At 71.8% G+C, this 18719-nt stretch carries 20 protein-coding genes; 10 read left to right on the forward strand and 10 right to left on the reverse strand.

All coding sequences use genetic code 11. The features are described 5' to 3' along the window. Positions 1–97 precede the first annotated feature (97 nt). A complete protein-coding gene (locus ACFY0D_RS20400) occupies positions 98–625 on the forward strand; it encodes a DUF4352 domain-containing protein (RefSeq protein WP_390799550.1) in 528 nt (175 codons plus the stop codon). Positions 626–867: 242 nt separating this feature from the next. On the opposite strand, the gene ACFY0D_RS20405 is transcribed toward ACFY0D_RS20400, so the two are convergent. Beyond that, positions 868–942: a 50S ribosomal protein bL37 gene (locus ACFY0D_RS20405; protein ID WP_100661309.1), complete on the reverse strand. Its 75-nt coding sequence runs from the start codon at positions 940–942 to the stop codon at positions 868–870. A 126-nt stretch (positions 943–1068) separates the two neighbouring features. Here ACFY0D_RS20405 and ACFY0D_RS20410 point away from each other — a divergent pair, with 126 nt between their 5' ends. Both ACFY0D_RS20410 and ACFY0D_RS20415 read left to right on the forward strand, forming a co-directional pair. Further along, positions 1069–1713 (forward strand): hypothetical protein, encoded by a 645-nt coding sequence (locus ACFY0D_RS20410; protein ID WP_390799551.1) that lies wholly within the window; start codon positions 1069–1071, stop codon positions 1711–1713. Positions 1714–1728: 15 nt separating this feature from the next. Beyond that, a complete protein-coding gene (locus ACFY0D_RS20415; RefSeq protein WP_030389450.1) occupies positions 1729–1953 on the forward strand; it encodes a DUF2277 domain-containing protein in 225 nt (74 codons plus the stop codon). Between the two features lie 12 nt (positions 1954–1965). Here ACFY0D_RS20415 and ACFY0D_RS20420 read toward each other — a convergent pair whose 3' ends face one another. The 4 genes from ACFY0D_RS20420 to ACFY0D_RS20435 all read right to left on the reverse strand — a co-directional run bounded on the left by ACFY0D_RS20420 (position 1966) and on the right by ACFY0D_RS20435 (position 5942). Next, positions 1966–2475 carry a hypothetical protein gene (locus ACFY0D_RS20420; RefSeq protein WP_390799552.1) on the reverse strand — a complete coding sequence of 170 codons (510 nt, stop codon included), beginning with the start codon at positions 2473–2475 and terminating at the stop codon, positions 1966–1968. Positions 2476–2647: 172 nt separating this feature from the next. Further along, positions 2648–3280, reverse strand: coding sequence for a DedA family protein (locus ACFY0D_RS20425; protein ID WP_390799553.1), 633 nt, complete (start codon positions 3278–3280; stop codon positions 2648–2650). A 264-nt stretch (positions 3281–3544) separates the two neighbouring features. Then, complete coding sequence (locus tag ACFY0D_RS20430) at positions 3545–5203, reverse strand: alkaline phosphatase D family protein (RefSeq protein WP_390799554.1); 1659 nt, start codon at positions 5201–5203, stop codon at positions 3545–3547. A gap of 94 nt (positions 5204–5297) precedes the next feature. After that, complete coding sequence (locus ACFY0D_RS20435; protein WP_390799581.1) at positions 5298–5942, reverse strand: HNH endonuclease family protein; 645 nt, start codon at positions 5940–5942, stop codon at positions 5298–5300. 541 nt (positions 5943–6483) lie between these two features. On the opposite strand from ACFY0D_RS20435, the gene ACFY0D_RS20440 reads away from it, so the two are divergent. Then, positions 6484–7101, forward strand: coding sequence for a TMEM165/GDT1 family protein (locus ACFY0D_RS20440; protein WP_390799555.1), 618 nt, complete (start codon positions 6484–6486; stop codon positions 7099–7101). Between the two features lie 187 nt (positions 7102–7288). Next, the gene (locus ACFY0D_RS20445) at positions 7289–7816 is read left to right on the forward strand and encodes a DinB family protein (protein WP_390799582.1); all 528 of its coding nucleotides are present in this window, start codon (positions 7289–7291) and stop codon (positions 7814–7816) included. A gap of 1442 nt (positions 7817–9258) precedes the next feature. Here the strand turns inward: ACFY0D_RS20445 and ACFY0D_RS20450 are convergent. Together ACFY0D_RS20450 and ACFY0D_RS20455 are read right to left on the reverse strand one after the other, a co-directional pair. Then, a complete protein-coding gene (locus tag ACFY0D_RS20450; RefSeq protein ID WP_390799556.1) occupies positions 9259–9942 on the reverse strand; it encodes an HAD-IA family hydrolase in 684 nt (227 codons plus the stop codon). A gap of 134 nt (positions 9943–10076) precedes the next feature. Continuing rightward, entirely contained in the window at positions 10077–10250 is a 174-nt protein-coding gene (locus ACFY0D_RS20455; RefSeq protein WP_158712014.1) for a peptidoglycan-binding protein, read from the reverse strand. A 40-nt stretch (positions 10251–10290) separates the two neighbouring features. On the opposite strand from ACFY0D_RS20455, the gene ACFY0D_RS20460 reads away from it, so the two are divergent. Together ACFY0D_RS20460 and ACFY0D_RS20465 are read left to right on the forward strand one after the other, a co-directional pair. Then, on the forward strand, positions 10291–11031 hold the full coding sequence (locus tag ACFY0D_RS20460; RefSeq protein ID WP_390799557.1) for a hypothetical protein: 741 nt from the start codon (positions 10291–10293) through the stop codon (positions 11029–11031). A gap of 134 nt (positions 11032–11165) precedes the next feature. Beyond that, complete coding sequence (locus tag ACFY0D_RS20465) at positions 11166–13235, forward strand: DHA2 family efflux MFS transporter permease subunit (protein WP_390799558.1); 2070 nt, start codon at positions 11166–11168, stop codon at positions 13233–13235. Positions 13236–13281: 46 nt separating this feature from the next. Here ACFY0D_RS20465 and ACFY0D_RS20470 read toward each other — a convergent pair whose 3' ends face one another. After that, the gene (locus ACFY0D_RS20470) at positions 13282–13794 is read right to left on the reverse strand and encodes a GNAT family N-acetyltransferase (protein ID WP_390799559.1); all 513 of its coding nucleotides are present in this window, start codon (positions 13792–13794) and stop codon (positions 13282–13284) included. A gap of 107 nt (positions 13795–13901) precedes the next feature. On the opposite strand from ACFY0D_RS20470, the gene ACFY0D_RS20475 reads away from it, so the two are divergent. Further along, complete coding sequence (locus ACFY0D_RS20475) at positions 13902–14297, forward strand: nuclear transport factor 2 family protein (protein WP_390799560.1); 396 nt, start codon at positions 13902–13904, stop codon at positions 14295–14297. A 179-nt stretch (positions 14298–14476) separates the two neighbouring features. On the opposite strand, the gene ACFY0D_RS20480 is transcribed toward ACFY0D_RS20475, so the two are convergent. Together ACFY0D_RS20480 and ACFY0D_RS20485 are read right to left on the reverse strand one after the other, a co-directional pair. Then, entirely contained in the window at positions 14477–14809 is a 333-nt protein-coding gene (locus ACFY0D_RS20480) for an antibiotic biosynthesis monooxygenase (RefSeq protein WP_301371460.1), read from the reverse strand. A 140-nt stretch (positions 14810–14949) separates the two neighbouring features. Then, positions 14950–15153 carry an antitoxin gene (locus ACFY0D_RS20485; RefSeq protein ID WP_327385706.1) on the reverse strand — a complete coding sequence of 68 codons (204 nt, stop codon included), beginning with the start codon at positions 15151–15153 and terminating at the stop codon, positions 14950–14952. A gap of 240 nt (positions 15154–15393) precedes the next feature. On the opposite strand from ACFY0D_RS20485, the gene ACFY0D_RS20490 reads away from it, so the two are divergent. After that, the gene (locus tag ACFY0D_RS20490; protein ID WP_390799561.1) at positions 15394–17475 is read left to right on the forward strand and encodes a bifunctional glycosyltransferase 87/phosphatase PAP2 family protein; all 2082 of its coding nucleotides are present in this window, start codon (positions 15394–15396) and stop codon (positions 17473–17475) included. 120 nt (positions 17476–17595) lie between these two features. Then, a complete protein-coding gene (locus ACFY0D_RS20495; RefSeq protein WP_390799562.1) occupies positions 17596–18348 on the forward strand; it encodes a hypothetical protein in 753 nt (250 codons plus the stop codon). Positions 18349–18719 lie beyond the last annotated feature (371 nt).

An 18719-nucleotide genomic window follows, 5' to 3' on the forward strand; every position in this document is an offset into this window, starting at 1 on the left:
GGTTGCCATGAGCCCTCAGCCGCCGCCGCAGTGGGGGTTCGTCCCGGAGCGTCCGCCGGAGCGGCGGAGGTGGTTTGCCCGGCACCGGCTGTTGACGGTGTTGCTGGCCGTGACCGCCGGACTTGTGGGCCTGGGGGTCCTGGGGGCGCTCGGCGGTAAGGAGCCGGTCGCACCGCCGCCTGCGACCAAGACCGAAGCCGAGGCCGTCAAGGAGTCCGGGCGCCGGCCCGGGGTGGGGGAGCCGGTTCGGGACGGGAAGTTCGAGTTCACGGTCACCAAGCTGCAGCCCGGGGTGCGGAATGTCGGAGGTGCGTACGGTCGGAACGCGCAAGGGCAGTTCTTCCTTGTGCACATGACCGTGAAGAACATCGGCGACCGGGCGCAAACCTTCGACGGTGCCGACCAGAAGCTCATCGACCGCAACGGCAGCAAGTACAGCGCGGACACCGCCGCAGCGCTCCATCTCGACGGAAGCGAGTCGTTCCTCCAGCAGATCAACCCCGGCAATGCTGTTGACGGCATCGTCGTCTTCGACGTTCCCAAGGCTGCGGACCCTGTTCGCATCGAGCTGCACGACTCGCTGTTCAGCGGTGGTACCACCGTCGATCTGACCGGTCGGCGTTGACCCGGGTGTGTGCCGGTCGTGCTTCCGTCCGCGTGTGGTGCGCCGCCCGCGCCCGCGGGGCCGTCGCTGGGCAGGGAGGGAGGGCGATGTGACTCGGCCCAGGTGTAGGGCGCAGACGGCCGCGGGGCGTCCGTGTACCAAGCCCGCGATGGTGAACAGCTCTCGGTGCCAGTTGCACCAAGAGGACGTGACCCGCGAAGACCCCCGGCCGGTTGTGGCCGGGGGTCTTTCGGGTGGTTCGTTCAGGCGTTGGGGCGCTTGCCGTGGTTGGCCTTCTTCTTCTTGCGGGCCCGACGCTTGTTGCCTCGCTTCGCCATGGTCGTGGTCTCCCTCGTCGGCGACAGGTTCATGCCTCGGTCAGTCTAGGTTCGGTGTGGTTCATCCGCATTTGGGGAGGCGGACGCTCTCTTGGCCGCCGGTTCGGGGCGTGGGATCGTCGGGGGATGGGCGAGCTCGCGTGGGGTGGGTTGGTCGTCGCCGTGGTCGCCGTGGCGCTGGCGCTGATGGAGCGATCCCTCGGGGTGGGATTCGAGCGGAAGCGGGACGAGGAACGGGTGCGGCTGCTCGCGCACCTCGCCGAGCCGGGCGAGGCCGACAGGCCGTCCGCCGTGCCCGGCGGGGGAAAGTTCCAGGACGTCGGCGGGATCCAGCACCCCGCGGCGCAGCTCGGCGACCGGCGGGACGACTTCACGCCGATCCTCGTGGAGTACTACGCCTACGGACTGACCCAGGCGCGCAGCAGCTTCGCGACCAGCCAGCGGTTCGCCGGGGTCGGGGCGGCGATCCTGCTCTTCGGGGTCGGGCTGGCCGTCTGGAAGGCCGAGGGAGGCGGGGAGCTCTACCTGGGGATCGTCACGAGCTCGGCGGGACTGGTCACCACCCTGATCGGGCAGCTCTTCCACCGGCGGGCCGACATCGCGCTCAAGCACATGGCCGACCAGACCGCCTCGCTGCGGGACGACCGGCGGGCCGCCGAGACGACCCAGCAGGCCATCGAGCTGCTGGACACGGTCGAGGACCCGGGGCTCAGGGCCCGCCTCCAAGCCGGTTTGATCATGAAACTTTCCGGGGCCGAGCTGCCCCGGTAGCGCGATAGTAGGGGTATGTGCCGTTCCATTAAGACCCTGCGCCCGCCGGCCATCCCCGAGAAGGCGACCGAGGAGGAGATCCGCGCCGCCGCCCTGCAGTACGTACGGAAGGTGTCCGGGTTCCGGGCGCCCGCCGCGCACAACCGCGAGGTGTTCGAGGCGGCGGTGGACGCCGTCGCCGAGGCCACCGCGGCGCTGCTCGACGGAGTGCACGTACGGGGGCAGGCCGCCCCGGCATGACCCCGTCGCGGGTTACGAGGCCGCCGCGCGGCGGCGCATCACCCACACTCCGGCGCCCAGCGCGCCCGCGGTGAGGGCGCTGCCCACGGCGATCTGGCCCGGGCTCATCGAACCGATGCTGCCGCCCGTCCCACCTCGCGCCGCACCTGTGGTGACCTGCAGCGATACGGTGGTGCGCTCGCCCCCGGGGCCACCGCACTCGAAGACGACGCTGTGCGTGCCCGTATTGGCGTTGTTGAAGACGGTGGCGGTGCCGATGAGGTTGGTGGCCGCCGAGCTGCCCGGGGTCAGCCGGACCTCGCCGAAGGCGGTCGACGTGACCCTGGCGACCTGGGTTCCGCAGCCCGTGACATTGAGAGCGACCCGGCCGCCCGGGGCGACAGTGGTGGGTGAGACGGTCGCGGAGGGGTAGGCGTACGCGAGTGTGGCGGGCGCGGCGGCAGCGGCGATGAGCGTCGCGGCCGCGACGGTCATCAGGCGGCGCGCCGTGGCGGGCGGTGCGGCGGGCGGTTTGGCGGGCATGGAGAGGACTCCTCGGCTCGTCGAAACGGCGCGGCCAGGCCACTGGTGTGACGCGGATTCGGTTGCGCACCGTGCTGTGGACGCTAGGAGCCCAGCCCGGGGGCGGCGATCGGGGCCGGGTGAACGGGTGAGCCACTGCTCCGCCCGGGGGAGCCGAGTCGTGCTGGACGGCCTACGCCGTCGCCGCAGCCGCCTCCGGGCGGCGGACGAGGAAGGCCGCCAGGGCGCCCGCGGCGAAGAGGGCGACCACCGACAGGGCGGTACCGAGCCACTGGGTGCCCAGCCACTGCGTACCGAAGTAGCCGAGGGCCACGCTGTAACCGGCCCAGGCCATGCCCGCCAGGACCGACCAGGGCAGGAACTCCGCCACCTTTCGCTGGGTCTTGCCCGCACCCAGCGACACCACAGAGCGTCCCGCCGGGGCGAAGCGGGCGATGACCACCAGGGCGCCGCCGCCGCGCGCCAGAGCCGTACCGAGGCGCTCGTGGGCCCGGGTCAGCCGCCGGGAGCGGGCGATGGCCCGGTCCAGCCGGGCTCCGCCGCGCCGGCCCAGCCGGAACGCGGCCATGTCACCCAGCACCGAGGCGGTCGTGGCGATCACGAGCAGGAGCAGGATGTCCGGCACCTGTTCAGGTACCGGCACCGGCACCGGGCCCGCCGCCCCGGCGGCCGCCGCGGCCGCCGCCGCGGTGATCACCAGGACTCCGCTCGGGAGCACGGGGAGGAAGACGTCGAGCACGATGGAGGCCGCCACGAGGGCGTAGATCCATGGGCTCGCGGTCAGCGATCCCAGCGTCTCAAACAAAACGGGACTCCCCAGTCCGGTTGACGTGCTGCGACACGAAGCGCCGCGACGTCGCGGGGAGCGGCTGGAGCGGCCTGACAGCCAGACAGCGTACGCCCGGCGTTCGCACCCCGGACGCCCGGGGCGCCTGCCCGGTACGCCTGCCGGGGACGGACGCCTGCCGGGGCCGGACCCCTGCCGGAGGCTGATGCCCGTCAAGGACGACTCCCGCAGCGCCGCCACGCCAAGTTCACCACCCCGCACCGCCGGGGCCCGCCACATCCCCTACTCCGCCGCCGTGAGATCCCGGTCCAGCACCGTCACCAGCACGGCCCCCTCGCGCTTCTTGCGCGCCTGGTCCAGTCGCAGCCGCGCCGTCCGCCCCGACAGAGCCAGCGTCATCAGCTGGTTCCCGAACCAGGGCCCACCCGTACGCCGCCAGTTCAGCGGCGGCCGCCCCGTCCGCCCGTGCAGGGAGAAACCGCGCCCCAGCCACCGCCCCGTCCGGGACCAGCCCAGCCGGAAACCCCACTTCACCGCGGTATGGATGGAATTGTGAACCGGCGAGCATGTCAGCTGGAACACCCGTGCCGTACTCGGTATTCGAGGCTCGGCCACATACGCGTGATGCACGTCCCCGGACAGCACGCACACCGTCGCCGGCGCCCGCGGCCCCGTCCCCACCTCCTCGATCAGATCCGTCAGGGCCGCGAACGAGGCCGGGAACGCCGCCCAGTGCTCCAGATCGCTGCGCCGGCGCAGGTCCTCCCCGATCCGCGCCCACCGAGGCCCCCGCTCCCCGCGGCACAGCGCGGCGTTCCACGTCTCGGCATCGTGGATCAGCGGCGGCATCAGCCAGGGCAGCGAGGACCCGATCAGCAGATGGTCGTAACCCCCGTGCCCGGCCAGCGCGTTCTCCCGCAGCCACTGCTGCTCCGCCGGATCGAGCATCGCCCGCCCGTCCTCGGCCAGCACCCGCGCGGCCCGGGTGTCCACCATCAGCAGCCGGGTCCGGCCGAAGTCGCGCCGGTAGCTCCAGCGCACCGTGCCCGGATCGGCATCCGCCGCGGACGCGAAGGCCTGGAGTACGTCCGTACCGTCAGGGGTCTGCCGTACCGCCTCGTACACCGCGTCGGCGGCCAGTTCGGCGGGGGAGAGATTGCCCAGGTGCTGGTACACCCAGTACGACATCAGCCCGCTGAGGACACGCTCGCGCCACCACGGCGTCGCCCGCATCTCCGCCAGCCACGCCGCGCTCGTGTTCCAGTCGTCGATGACGTCGTGGTCGTCGAATATGTGCAGGCTAGGGACCGTCGACAGCAGCCAGCGGATCTCCGGGTCGAGCCAGGACTCGTAGTAGAGCCGGGTGTACTCCTCGTAGTCCGCGACCTGGGCACCCGGCGGCTCCCGCAGATCCCGCCGGGCCGCGAGCCACTGCCGGGTCTCCCGGGACAGCGCATCCGCGTACACCTGGTCGCCGAGCAGCAGCAGGACGTCCGGGCGCACCGCTTCCGGATCGGCGGCCAGCCGCGCCGCGAGGGTGTCGAGCGCGTCCGCGCCGTGCGGCCCGTGCCGGCCGGCGGGCGGTGCGGCCTGCCGGCAGGAACCGAAGGTCACGCGCAGCCCGGGCGAAGGCCGGCCCGAGCCCGTCACGGCGGGAGAGGTGATCGTGCTCGGCGGGAAACCGCTCTCCGGCAGCGGCCACACCGGCCGGCCGTCGAGCAGCACCTCATAGGCCGTGGTCGCGCCCGGCGTCAGGCCGGTCACCGGCACCAGCGCGTAGTGGTGACCGGCTATCTGGAAGGTGCGCGCACTGCCGCCCGCCCCGTCCGTGCACCGCACCTCGGCCGTGCACGGGCGGTCCGCCTCGACCCATATCGTGGCCGACCGGCCCGTGTCCCAGTCGACGTGGCGCAGCAGCGGCCCCAGACGCAGTCCGGCCATGCAACTCCCCCTCCTCCGTAGCCCCTTCGATCACGGTACGACGGGTGGGGGGAGCCACGCCTCCCCCTGACGGGGGAAAGATCGGCCGGCTTGGTCAGCAGCCGTTCAGGATGTTGACCAGGGCCGTCTTCTCGCCGGAGTCCATGCTCAGACCCCAGTACTGCTTCACGTTGACCCACATCCGTGCGTACGTACAACGGTAGGCCGTCCGCGAGGGCAGCCACTTGCCGGGGTCGAGGTCGCCCTTGGCCTGGTTGACGTTGTCGGTGACCGCGATGAGCTGCGGGCGGGTGAGGTCGTTGGCGAACTGCTGGCGCTTGCTCGTGGTCCAGGAATTGGCACCGGAACGCCAGGCCTCGGCGAGCGGGACGACGTGGTCGATGTCGAGGTCGGAGGCGGCGGTCCAGGTGACGCCGTCGTACTCGGAGTACCAGCTTCCGCTCACCGCGGCGCAGGCGGAGTCCTGGACGACATTGACGCCGTCCCGCTTGAGGACGGTCTCGCGGGTGTTGCAGCTGCCGGAGACGGTGCTCCAGTGCGGGAAGAGGTCGCGGCTGTAGCCGCTGGTGGATCCCTCGGTCTTAGGGGTGACCGTCGCCAGGTAGGCGCGGGCGGCCGAGGCGCTGATGGGGGCGGGCGGGGAGGCCTGGGCGGTGGGGGCGTTCAGGAGGGAGGTGAGCGCGGCGAGTGCGGCGGCTGACGCGAGCACGCCAATTCGACGCGCGTAGATGCTGGGTATGAGTGCCATGAGGGCTCCCTGGGTGCGGGGGTGCGGCCGTGCGGCCCCGGCGGGGCGTGGCCATGGTCCTGGCGCCGGGTGTCGCTGGGGTGGGCGCCAGGTGACAGCCTGGCGACATGAGCACGTCACATCAAGTCACCCAACGCTCCTGATTTAAACGGAGGTTGAAATTCCGAAGAGGGTGGGTGCGGCAAGGACGGCCGGCCGGGCCCAGGTCAGAGCGGGGGGCAGGGCGGGCCGCGGGCGGAGGCCGAGCGGCCGCAGCGCGGGGCGGGGGCGGGACCAAAGACCTATTCCGGCCGGTCGGGGGCGTCGCGTACTCTGTTCTGAGCAGAAGGGGAGTAGCTCTTCGCCGGACCGTCGACATACTGCTGGGTCACACCAGCCGGCGCCCGGAGGCAGGACGCGGACAGCGGCCGGCCAGCGAGACCTTCGGCCGCAGTGTCCTGTTCAGCGCAGGCGCGTTTCGTACGCGCACGCGCAAGCCAGGGCGCCGCCGAGCCGAAGCGACCCCTGACACACCCCAGGTCTCTCGGTCCCGATGGCGCCCTGCCCGACCGATCGAGGTTTCACCCCCGTGTTCAGCTTCAGCATCACGGCGATCGCCTTCGGCGTCGTCTTCCTTGCCGAACTCCCCGACAAGACGGCCCTCGCCGGCCTGATGCTCGGCACGCGCTACCGCGCCTCCTACGTCTTCGCGGGCGTCGCCGCCGCCTTCGCCGTACACGTCGCACTCGCCATCGCCGCAGGCAGCGTCCTCACGCTGCTCCCGCACCGGCTCGTCCAGGCCGTCGTCGGCGTCCTCTTCCTCCTGGGCGCGGCCATGCTGCTCCTGAAGAAGGACGACGGGGACGAGGAGGTCAAGGCGCCCGCCGACCAGTCCTTCTGGAAGGTCTCCGGGGCGGGCTTCATGCTGATCCTGGTGGCGGAATTCGGCGACCTGACCCAGATCATGACCGCCAACCTCGCCGCCCGGTACGACAACCCCGTCTCGGTCGGCATCGGCGCCGTCCTCGCTCTGTGGGCGGTCGCCGGCATCGGCATCCTGGGCGGGCGCACCCTGATGAAGTACGTGCCGCTGCGACTGATCACCAAGATCGCGGCTGCTGTGATGGCCGCACTGGCCGCGTTCTCGCTCTACGAGGCGATCGCGGGCTGACACGCCGGAGGTGCGGGCCGCGGCGGCGGATATTTCCTTGCGGGGAGGCGGTGCGCAGGTCACGCTCGTGCGCGTGACAGACACCACCGCCTCCACCGCCTCCTCCACCGGCCCCGCCGTCGAGCCCGCACCCGGATCCGCGTCCGCGCCGGCGTCCGCCGAGGACCGTCAGTTCGGCTGGTCCAACATGTTCGTCCACCCCGACGAGGACACCCGGACCGACGGCGGGTTCCAGGGCGAGCACGCCGTACTCGCCGGCTACCTGCGTGACCAGCGCCTGACCCTGGAACTCAAGTGCGCGGGCCTCGACGCGGAGGCCCTGGCACGGCGCTCGGTGGAACCCTCCAACCTGTCCCTCCTGGGTCTCGTACGCCACCTCGCGGGCGTGGAGCAGTACTGGTTCCGGCAGGTGATGGCGGGTCAGGAGATACGTCGGCACTACCGCTCGGAGGAGGACCGCGCGGGGGAGTTCACCGGCGCGGTGGCCGACCCGGAGGTGGTCGCGGAGGCGTGGGCCACCTGGCGCGCCGAAGTCGCCTTCGCGGAACAACTGGTCGCGGAAGCCGCCAGCCTGGACGTCACGGGTGACAGCGGACACGGCGACGAGCCGATGGAGCTCCGCGAGGTCCTGGTCCACATGATCGAGGAATACGCCCGCCACAACGGCCACGCGGACTTCCTGCGGGAACGCATCGACGGGCGAGTGGGGCAGTAGGGGGCTTCGGGGGGCGGAGCTGCTCGATCGGGGTCGGGCCTGGGGCGGGGGCTTCGGTGGGCGGGAGCTGCTGGGGCGGTATCAGGGATGGGTATGGGGGTTTCCCGTCAGTCCCATCGTCCCTCCGTGTCGGGACGGTCCCTCAAGGGCGCTCCTCCTTCGTCGTCGCGTCGCTTCGCGATGTCGCTGCGCTCCACCCTTGACCGACCGTCCCGCCCCGGAGAAACGAAAGACTGCCGGGAAGCCCCCAAAGGAACGGGCCGGGACATCAAGACAGGGACGGGGCGATCAGAGATGCGCAGGGGGTCCGGGTGAGCACGGTCCAGAGACGGGGCCCATCACAGACCAGCATCCGCGTCGGGGGGAGCGCGTCCAATCGCTACGCGCTTCTCATCTCTCAGCGTCCGACGACCGTCCTGGGCTGGACATAAGCCGCCCACGGCCCCGGCCCCACGCTTGTTATGCGTCCGACGGCGGCTTGTGGCCGGTCGCAGGCCGCCTCGGATCGCTACGCGCTTCTCCGTGACCGCGACCGGCGCCTGTCAGTGGCTGATGCGAGCCGTTGAGAGGGGCGGACGGCCGGCAGCTCGGCTATTCCGTCGTGGAGCCGGGTCAGTGCACACACGGCACCACAAACTCACTGTCAAACAAGGGTAATTGGGGCAAACGTGTCGGCCTTTCGAACCGCCCACCTGCTCTGACCCGCATCCACGACGACATAGCCGCTGTCCCGCGCTTGTACGCCCCGGACAGCCGTCAGGCACCTCCCAGGGGGAGCGCCCAAGGGTCGTGGGCCGCTTATGCCCACCCTGGACGGCCGCTGGACGCATGTCGAGCGCCGCACCGATCCCGTGGGCGGCTTATGAACAGCCGCAGACGGTCGTCGGACGCCGTCGGTGAGAAACGCCCGAGGTCGTGGGCGGCTTATGTCCAGCCCAGGACGGTCGTCGGACGCTGAGAGATGGGGAGCGCGTAGCGATCGGGTGCGCTTCCTCGACACGGGCCCTGGTCTGTGATGGGCCCCGTCTCTTGATCGTGGCTCTTCGCGCCCGACCGGGCAGCACGTCTCTGGCCGCCCCGTCCCTGTCTTGATGTCCCGGCCCGTTCCTTTGGGGGCTTCCCGGCAGTCTTTCGTTTCTCCGGGGCGGGACGGTCGGTCAAGGGTGGCCGAAGGCCATCGCGAAGCGACGCGACGAAGGAGCGCCCTTGAGGGACCGGCCCGACACGGAGGGACGATGGGACTGACGGGAAACCCCCATACCCATCGCTGATACCGATCGAGCAGATCCCGACTACCCGAGCCCCCGCCGCATTTCCCGGACCCCGTCCAGCCGGCTCCCGCACACCGGAGCCGCCGGCTCCCGCCCTCCGAAGCCCCCGCCGCACCTCCCGGCCCGCCCCGCCCGCCCCCGTAGGCCTGGCGGCGGCCTGTGGGTTTGCCGTTAGGCCGTCGGCTGGAGCGTGATGGTGATCGAGCCGTCCGGGGTCGTTGTGACGTGGAGTGCCGTCAGGTCCGGGACGTGGGCCGTCGGGGCGTGGGCGGCTGCGCGGGGGCCCACGCCGATCACGCGCATGCCCGCCGCCCGGCCCGCAGTGATTCCCGCGGCCGAGTCCTCGAAGACGATGCAGTCGGCCGGGTCCACGCCCAGTGCGGCGGCGCCCATGAGGAAGCCCTCGGGGTCGGGCTTGCTGGCCTGGACGGACTCGGCCGTGACCCGTACCCCGGGCATCGGCAGGGCGGCGGCGGTCATCCGTGCCGTGGCCAGGGCGGTGTCGGCGGAGGTGACCAGTGCGTGCGGCAGGCCGTCGAGCGCGGCCATGAACTCCGGGGCGCCCGCGACCGGGACCACTCCGTCGGTGTCGGCCGTTTCGCGGGCCAGCATCACGGCGTTCTCGGCGTGATTGACCTCCATGGGTCGGTCCGGCAGGAGCACGGCCATGGTGGCGTAGCCCTGGCGGCCGTGGACCACCTTCATGGCTTCCTGCGGATCCAGCCCGTGGGAGACCGCCCACTCGTGCCAGCAGCGTTCGACCACCGCGTCGGAGTTGACGATCGTGCCGTCCATGTCCAGGAGCAGGGCCTTGGCGGTGAGGGCGACGGGTGCGGTGGTGGTGCTGGCCGGCATCGGCGGGGCTCCAGACGGGGCGGGAAAGAGAACAAGTGGTTCCGTCCACCGGTCAGGGAATGAGGACGGAACCACTTTGTTCCTTCACGATACAAAACAAAGGGCAGTCCGCGCCACCAGCGGACATGTGACGCTTATCCCTCCAGAGCCTTGCGGGTCACCGGCCCGTAGAAGCCCCACTCCTGATCGTCGATGCCTCTGTCGTACTGGAACTCCGACACGGCCTCCTCCACCCGCCAGTCGAACCGGCCGTTGATCCTGCCCCGGTACAGGCCCTGCGCCGCGAGCAGCCGCTGAAGCTTCTCCACCTCCGAACCCGAGTCCCCGTGCCGCAGGGTCGGGGCCTGCGTGGGCGGCGGCGGTGGGCTGGAGGAGCGGCTCGCGCTCGGAGACGGGCTGGGGGACGGGGGCGCCGATGTGCGGGACGCGCTCGGCGACGGGGACGGCGACGCCGACTTCGAGGCGCTCGGGGACGGGGAGGCCGAGGGGGACGGGCTGCCCTTGCTCGGGGACGGGCTCGCTGAGGGCGCGGCCGGGGCTGCGCTCGTCACGGGCGCCGACGCCTTCGCGTCCATCAGCACGGCCTCGGTCTCGGTGGAACTCGGGAGCGCCCACACCGCCACGGCCGTCCCGCTGAGGGCGACCGCCGCCGCGGCGCCGATCAGCAGCGCGAGCGGCTTTCGGGCGGCCGGGCCGGTTCGCTTCTCCGGGGCCCCGCCCCCGCCCCCGCCCCCACCCCCTCCCGCTCCGCTGTCGTACGTGGGGCCCGCTGCCGGGACCGCCCGGAGCTGGACCGTCTCGGCCGGGTGCGCCGCGTGCGCAGGCCCGGCGGGCCCCGCAGGCCACGGCCCGTCCTGCGGCGGCACGGGTATCCCGTACGCCGGAGTGTCGTCCTCCGCCGGCGCAGGCACGGGCGCCGGGCGCGGGTCCGGGGCCACCACTGCGGACACCGGCTGCGGGGACACCGGAGTGTCCGGCTCGCCCGGGTCGGGCAACGTCACGTACGGGCGGATGCGCAACGGGTTGAAACCCACACCCGGCACGCACCCGCAGCCTGCGCCGGCGGCGCCGCATTCTGGACAGTGCTGACGGCTCACTGGACTCCCTCCCTGGCTATTGCCTGCGATTATGCAGACCCGCAGGGGCCCTCCCAACCGCCCGAGAGGCCATAACCGGACACACCGCTCAGGATGGAGATGTTGATCCGGCCTGAGGAGGTATCGATGGCTCAGGATGTGACCGCGCAGGGCCCGGGCCCCGTTCTCGACCCGGAGAAGGCCGGTCCCGCCGCCGAGCACGCCTCCCGCGACGTACTCGTCTCCATCGGAGCCCTGCTGCTGGGCCTGCTGATCGCCGCACTCGACCAGACCATCGTCTCCACCGCCCTGCCGACCATCGTCAGCGACCTCGGCGGCATGGCGCACCTGTCCTGGGTCGTCACCGCCTACATACTCGCCTCCACCGCCGCCACCCCCCTGTGGGGCAAGCTCGGCGACCAGTACGGACGCAAGAGGCTCTTCCAGTACGCCATCGTCCTCTTCCTCATCGGGTCGGCCCTGTGCGGGATCGCCCAGGACATGCCCCAGCTCATCGGCTTCCGCGCCCTGCAGGGCCTGGGCGGCGGCGGACTGATCGTGCTGTCGATGGCGATCGTCGGCGACATCGTCCCGCCGCGTGAACGCGGCAAGTACCAGGGCCTCTTCGGCGCCGTCTTCGGCGCGACCAGCGTGCTGGGCCCGCTGCTGGGCGGCCTGTTCGTGGACAACCTGTCCTGGCGCTGGGTCTTCTACATCAACCTCCCGATCGGTCTCGTCGCGCTCGTCGTCATCGCCGCCGTCCTGCACATCCCGGCGCGCTCCGCGAAGCACACCATCGACTACCTCGGCACCTTCCTCATCGCCTGCGTCGCCACCTGTCTCGTGCTCGTCGCCTCCCTCGGCGGGACCTGGGGCTGGAGCTCGGCCCGGACCATCGGCGTCGCCGTCCTCGGCGCCGTCCTGCTCGCCGGCTTCCTCCTCGTGGAGCGCAAGGCCGCCGAACCCGTCCTGCCGCTGGGTCTGTTCCGCATCCGCACCTTCACCCTCTGCTCGGCGATCAGCTTCGTCGTCGGCTTCGCGATGTTCGGTGCGATGGTCTACCTGCCGACATTCCTCCAGATCGTCCAGGGCGTCTCACCGACCATGTCAGGCGTCCACATGCTGCCGATGGTGATCGGCATGCTGATCACCTCCACCGCCTCCGGCCAGATCGTCAGCCGTACCGGGCGCTGGAAGGTCTTCCCGATCGCGGGCACGGCCGTGACCGCGCTCGGTCTGCTCCTCCTGCACCAGCTGCACCGCACCAGCTCCACCTGGGAGATGAGCATCTACTTCTTCGTCTTCGGTGCCGGGCTCGGCCTGGTCATGCAGGTGCTCGTCCTGGTGGTGCAGAACGCGGTCAGCTACGCCGACCTCGGCGTCGCCACCTCCGGTGCCACCTTCTTCCGTTCCATCGGCGCCTCCTTCGGCGTGGCCATCTTCGGCACGGTCTTCACCCATCAGCTCGACGACAAGCTGGCCGCCTCCCTCGCGGGCGTCACGCTGCCGGCCGGTGCGAGCGTCGCGCAGCTGGAGGCGGATCCGCGGGCCATCGGCGCACTTCCCGCCGAGCTCCAACCGCAGGCGCTCGACGCCTACGCCACCGCCATCACCGACGTGTTCCTCTACGCGGTGCCGATCGTCCTGATCGCCTTCGTGATCGCCTGGTTCCTGAAGGAGGACAAGCTCCGCGGCTCGGTCACCGCCCCCGATGTGACGGAGACCCTGGCCTCCAACCCCGTCCAGCGCTCCTCCCACGACGAGGTCGCCCGTGCCCTGTCGGTCCTCGGCACCCGGGAGGGCCGCCGCCACGTCTACGAGAAGATCACCGAGAAGGCGGGCTACGACCTGCTGCCCGCCTCCAGCTGGCTGCTGCTGCGGATCAAGAGGTACGGCTCCGTGGAGCCCGCGATGCTCGCCGAGCGCACCAATGTGCCGCTGAAGGTCGTCACGGACGCCGCCCGCCAGGTCGAGGAGCGCGGGCTCGCCGTCCGGGACGGGCTGCCGCTGGTCCTGACCGACCAGGGGCGCGCGTGCGCCGCGAAGCTTGCCGAGGCCCGGGAGGAGTCCCTCGCCGAGCTGCTCGGCGACTGGTGGGGCCCGGACCGTCCGACGGACCTGGTGAAGCTGGTGCGGCAGATCAACAAGGAGTTGTGCGGTTCCGACGCCGAGGAGCCCTACGACGCCTTGCCGCGCCGGGACCACGCCGCCCACTAGCGGCAGCGGCTCTGCCGGTGCGCGGCCCCGTCGCCGGGGCGCGGGCTCAGGCCAGGCGCTTCTCGAACCAGTGGTGGGCATACGGGCCGGAGTTGTAGGCCGGTATTTCCGCATACCCGTGGCGCGCGTACAACGCCCGGGCCTCCACGAGGTCCGACCGGGTGTCCAGCCGGACCCGCTCGGCGCCGAGCGCACGGCCCTCCGCCTCCAGGACATTCAGCAGAGCCGCCCCGCCGCCGGTGCCGCGGGCGCGCCGGTCGACGTACACCCTGGTGAGCTCGGCGGTGAGGGGGTCGAGCAGCCGGATCCCGCCGCAGGCCAGGGGCTCGCCGTCGAGTCTGCCGACGACGAACTGGCCCGTCGGCGGGACCAGCCCGTCGTCCGGGAAGTCCAGCAGCCCTTGGTCGATCTCGGTCTCGGTGACCTGTCGTTTCCAGTAACGGCCGGCGACCTCGGCGTAGTACGCGCGGCGCAGGGCGGTGGCGTCCCGGGTGGTGAACGGTTCGGGGGCCACGGTCCACGACCGGGTGGGTGTGCGGTGTTCGCTGTGAGTGGTCATGGCGTCATTGTGGAGTTCGCGGCGGATCTCCCGCGTGGAATATCCACAAGGCCGGGCCGATGATAGGAAAAAGGACATTCCCTGCGTACCCGGAGGGTGGGAACGCCATGTCAGAGCATCCCGACTGTGCCCTGGTCCGCCGTGGTTACGAGGCCTTCGGCAAAGGCGACATGGAGACGATGAGCACGTTGCTGATGGCCGATGTCATCCACCACGTGCCGGGCAGCAACCCGCTGTCCGGGCACCACAAGGGGCGGGAGAACGTCCTCGACTTCTACCGCCGCCTCGGCGAGGAGACGAAGGGCACCTTCCAGGTGGATCTGGAATCGGTGCTGGCGGACGGGCGGGGGCACGTGATGAGTTTCCACACGGCACGCGCCGACCGCGGTGACCGCGGCATCGAGATCCGCCAGGGGCTCTTCTTCACGATCATCGGCAACAAGATCACCGATATCGACCAGTGCACCGCGGACATCGACGAGGAAGACGCCTTCTGGAGCTGACGCTCCCCCCGAGTCCCCGAGTCCCCGAGTCCCCGAGTCCGCCGAGTCCCCGAGTCCGCCGCGCCCCCGAGCCCGCCGCGCCCCCGAGCCCGCCGCGCCCCCGAGCCCGCCGCGCGCCACGGGCGTGGTCGGGGCCGGTGTCGGCCCGGACCACGCCCGTTGCGCGCATCCGGACGGCGTCAGGCCTGCTTCGGGGCCGCCTGCTGCACGACCTCGAACGACCACACCGTCGAGGCGGAAGCCGCGGGCTTCGGCCGCTCGCCGCCACCCTCGCCGCCGCCCTGGTGAGCGGCCTTCATCGGGCCCTCCATCCACGCCTGGAAATCCTCCTCCGAACGCCAGCGCGTGTAGACCAGGTACTGGTCCGTGCCCTCCACCGGGCGCAGCAGCTCGAACCACTCGAACCCGTCCGAGCTCTCCACCGCCCCGGCCCGGGAGGCGAAGCGCTGCTCCAGGATCTCCCGCTGCTCGGCGGGAACCGTCAGTGCGTTGATCTTTACGACACTAGGCACAGGACACCTCTCATGAAACACAGGCCGGGCCAACGCCCGGCCTCGACGATATGCGTGCAGTTTCCTACATCCGCCCCTCCGAAAGGGCGCAGGGACCGCACCGTGGTGCGGTCCCTGCGCCGTGGCCGTGGTTCCACATCTCAGGTCTGAGGCGGCCGGCCCTCCCCGGACGTGGGCGGCTGCTTGCCGATCTGTTCGTTGAGCTTCTGCTGCGCCGTGTCGACCTGGCTCTGGTACTTGTTCCCGGTCTTCGCGTCGAAGGCGTCTCCGGCCTTCTCGACACCTTGGCGGGCCTGGTCAGGGTGTCCCTTGATGAGGTCCTTGAGCTTGTCAAGCATGGACATGAGCCGTCCTCTCCACGGAATGCCTGTCACCTCAGCTTCGCCACGAAGTCCGCTGTCCGCACCTGGAGGGCCCGTGGGCCCCGGATCGACCCGGGGCCCCGTCCGGGAACGGGCCTCGCAGGTCGGCGGGCGTGTCGGTCTTCGCGATGCCCGTGAGAGCCGTCCAACGCATCCCGTGGGAGATATCGTCGTGCGGGTAATGGAGCGCGGCAGCCAGGCGAAGTCAGGGTTGCGGTCAACATGGCGGGAGGCCGGCGAGGCGTGGCTAACGCGGCAGAGCACAGCGGTGCGAACGGACATGCCGGAGTCATAGGCGATCACGGCAGGCTCGGGGCTGCTCGCCTTCTCCTGTGGGCACTGGCCGGCGCGCTCGCCGTCAGACAGGCCGCCGCCGTGCTGCGGGTGCCACCGGCCGAGTGGCTGAGCGGCTTCCACCTCCCCGGCAGCCTGCCCGGATCGGTCTACGACACCGGCCAGTTCTCCGACACCCCCTTCGCCGGGCTGGTCCTGAGGCCGCTGGTCGGCCTCGCCCCCCCGTCGCTGGAGGTCGCCTGGACCTGCGTGACGCTGCTGTGCGTCGCCGCCATCGGGCTCGTCGCCGCCCGCGGCCTGCCCGACCCCGTGCCGCGGCGCACCGCGCTGCTCGCCGCGCCCGTGCTCACGGCCCTGATGATGGTCTCGCTCCCCGTCCGCGAGGCCGCCTCACCCGGCCAGACCGCCGTCCTGCCCGTGCTGCTGGTGCTCATCGCCGTGTTCCGGGTGCCCGGCGACCGGCCCGCCGGCTTCCTCGTCGGCCTGGCCGCCGCACTCCAGCCCGCGCTGCTGCTGTTCGCACCGCTGCTGTGGCTGACCGGACGCCGCCCCACCGCGCGCACCGCCGCCGTGACCTTCGCCGGAGCCACCGCGCTGTCCTGGGCGGCCATGCCGCGCGACTCCTGGACGTACTGGGTCGAGCACCTGGCCGGTACCGGCCTCGGCGGAGCCCCCGACGGTCTCGCCAACCAGTCCGTGCACGGCGCGCTGCTGCGCCTCGGCCTGACCGGACCCGCGGAGATCCTGCTCTACGCAGCCCTCGCGGCCGCCCTCGTCTGGATCGGCCTGCGCCGCGCGGTCCGCTACGCCCGCGACGGCCAGCTGCTGCTCGCCGTCGCCGTCACCGGCTGCGTGGCCGTCGCCGTGTCCCCGACCGGCTGGCGCCACCAGCTGCTGTGGGTGCTCCTCGCCGTCGCCGGCAAGGTGGGCAAGCGGGCTGCCGACCGGCCCGTGTGGCCGGTGGCCGTGGTCCTCGCGATGACCCTGCCGAGCACGATGCTGCTGCCGAACCTGGCCGCACTGGCCCCCGTACGCGACAACGTGCTGCTGCTCACCGCCGTGGCCGCGGCCTGCGCGGTACCGTTCCTGCCGCGCTCGTCGGCGTACTGGCGCGAGCCCGTACCCACCGACTACGGGCGGCCCGCGGCGGCCCGCTGGGCGCGGGTGCCGCTGATGCCGTTCTGGCGGCGCGTGCTGTCCCGCCCGAACCTGCTGCTGGAACTCCTGCTGATACGGGTGGGCTACTCGCTCTACTCGCACATCCGGGCCGCCGCGCCCACCAGCCGCAGCCTCGCCGAGGGCAACGGCAGCCAGATCCACGGGATCGAGCGCGCGCTGGGCATCGACATCGAACACGCCGTGAACCACGCCGTGGTGAACACGCCCTGGCTGGAGGCGTTCTTCAACTTCTACTACACCTCCTTCCACTTCGTGGTCCCGCTGACGATCCTGGCGGTCCTGTACTGGCGGCGCCCCGGCGACTACCGGTGGGCGCGGGCCTCGCTGGGGCTGGCCACGGTGCTGGCCCTCATAGGTTTCTGGCTCTACCCGCTCGCACCGCCGCGCCTGATGCCCGGCCTCGGCTTCATCGACACGGTGCACGGGCCGCAGGACCTGGCCAACCCCTCGTACGGGGCCATGACCGCGATCTCCAACCAGTACGCGGCGATGCCCTCGCTGCACTTCGGCTGGTCGCTGTGGTGCGGGATCGTGATCGTGGTGCTGGCGCCGAAGGGCTGGCAGAAGCTGCTCGGCGCGCTGCACCCGCTGATCACGGTGTGCGCGATCGTGGCCACCGCCAACCACTGGGTGCTGGACGCCGTCGGCGGAGCCGTGGTCGTGTCCGCCGGCTTCGGGCTCGTGTACGTGCTGTCCGGGCCGCGGGGGCTGCAGCTGACCCTGCCCGCGCAGCGCAAGGGCGCGGTGGGCGAGGAGCAGAAGGAGGAGCAGGAGGAGGAGCCGAGCGAGGGACGGGAACGGCGGCAGAAGGCCCCGGCCCGGACCTCGTAGGGGTTCGCGGCGGCGCCGGGCCGGCTCCCGCAGGCGCCGCGCCCGGCCCGGTGCCAGCATCGGGTCATGAGCGCGAAGCCGACGGGGGGCGCACACGCCGCCGGGCGGGTGGCCTGACCCGTGGGCGACTGGTACCAGCGTCAGATCGTCGAACCCGGCAAGCAGCCGCTGCTCTGCCTGCTGCTGGGCTTCCTCGGCGCGTTCCTCTTCATCCGGATCAGCGTGCGGCTGATCCGGGCGCAGGTCTCCTGGTGGCCGAAGAACGTCACGCCGGGCGGGCTGCACATCCATCACGTGGTCTTCGGCGTCGTCCTGATGATCGTCGGGGGGCTGGGGCTGGCCTCCCCGACCGGCGACCGGCCCCCGTGGGCGGAGATCGACGCGGCGGTGTTCGGCATCGGGACGGCGCTGGTGCTCGACGAGTTCGCGCTGATCCTGCACCTGAAGGACGTGTACTGGTCCGAGGAGGGCCGGCTGTCGGTGGACGCGGTGGTGGTCGGGGCCGCGGCGTGCGGGCTGCTGTTGCTGGGGGCGTCGCCCTTCGGCGTCGACGACGCCGACGTATCGGAGGGCGGTACGAAGGCCTCCGGCTGGACGTACGTGGTGGTGGTCGCGGTGAACGCGGGCTTCGCGCTGGTGGCGCTGGCCAAGGGGAAGGTGTTCACCGGGCTGCTGGGGATCCTCGTACCGTTCTTCGCGCTGGTCGGGGCGGTGCGGCTGGCCCGGCCGGGGTCGCCGTGGGCGCGGGCGCGGTATCCCGCCGGGGGGCGGAAGGAGCGGAGGGCGCGGGTGCGGGAGGAGAGGGAGGGGTGGCGGAGGAGGGTGCGGCTGCGGGTGTACGACGCGGTTGCGGGGAGGCCGTCTGGGCCGTAGCCCTAGCCGGGCCGTTGCCCTGGCCGGGCCGTTGCCCTGGCCGGATCTGGCTCGGGGAGGCCGAAGGGGCGCCGGGGCATTCGCTGCCCCGGCGCCCCTTCGGCTGGATCGCCGCTGCTTGCCAGGATCACTCCGTTCGGGTCGGGCCGCCACTCGAACGGGTGCGGCGCCGTTGCGGGGGCGCTGCCCCCGGACCCCCGCGCCTCAAACGCCGGCGGGGCTGAGAGAGGGGGGCTCCGCCCGGGACCCCCGCGTCTCAGGCGCCGGCGGGGCTGGGAGAGGGGGGCTCCGCCCGGGACCCCCGCGTCTCAGGCGCCGGCGGGGCTGGGAGAGGGGGGCTCCGCCCGGGACCCCCGCGTCTCAGGCGCCGG

It is taken from the genome of Streptomyces sp. NPDC001502, assembly GCF_042894785.1.
GTDB classification, from domain to species: Bacteria; Actinomycetota; Actinomycetes; order Streptomycetales; family Streptomycetaceae; genus Streptomyces; species Streptomyces kutzneri.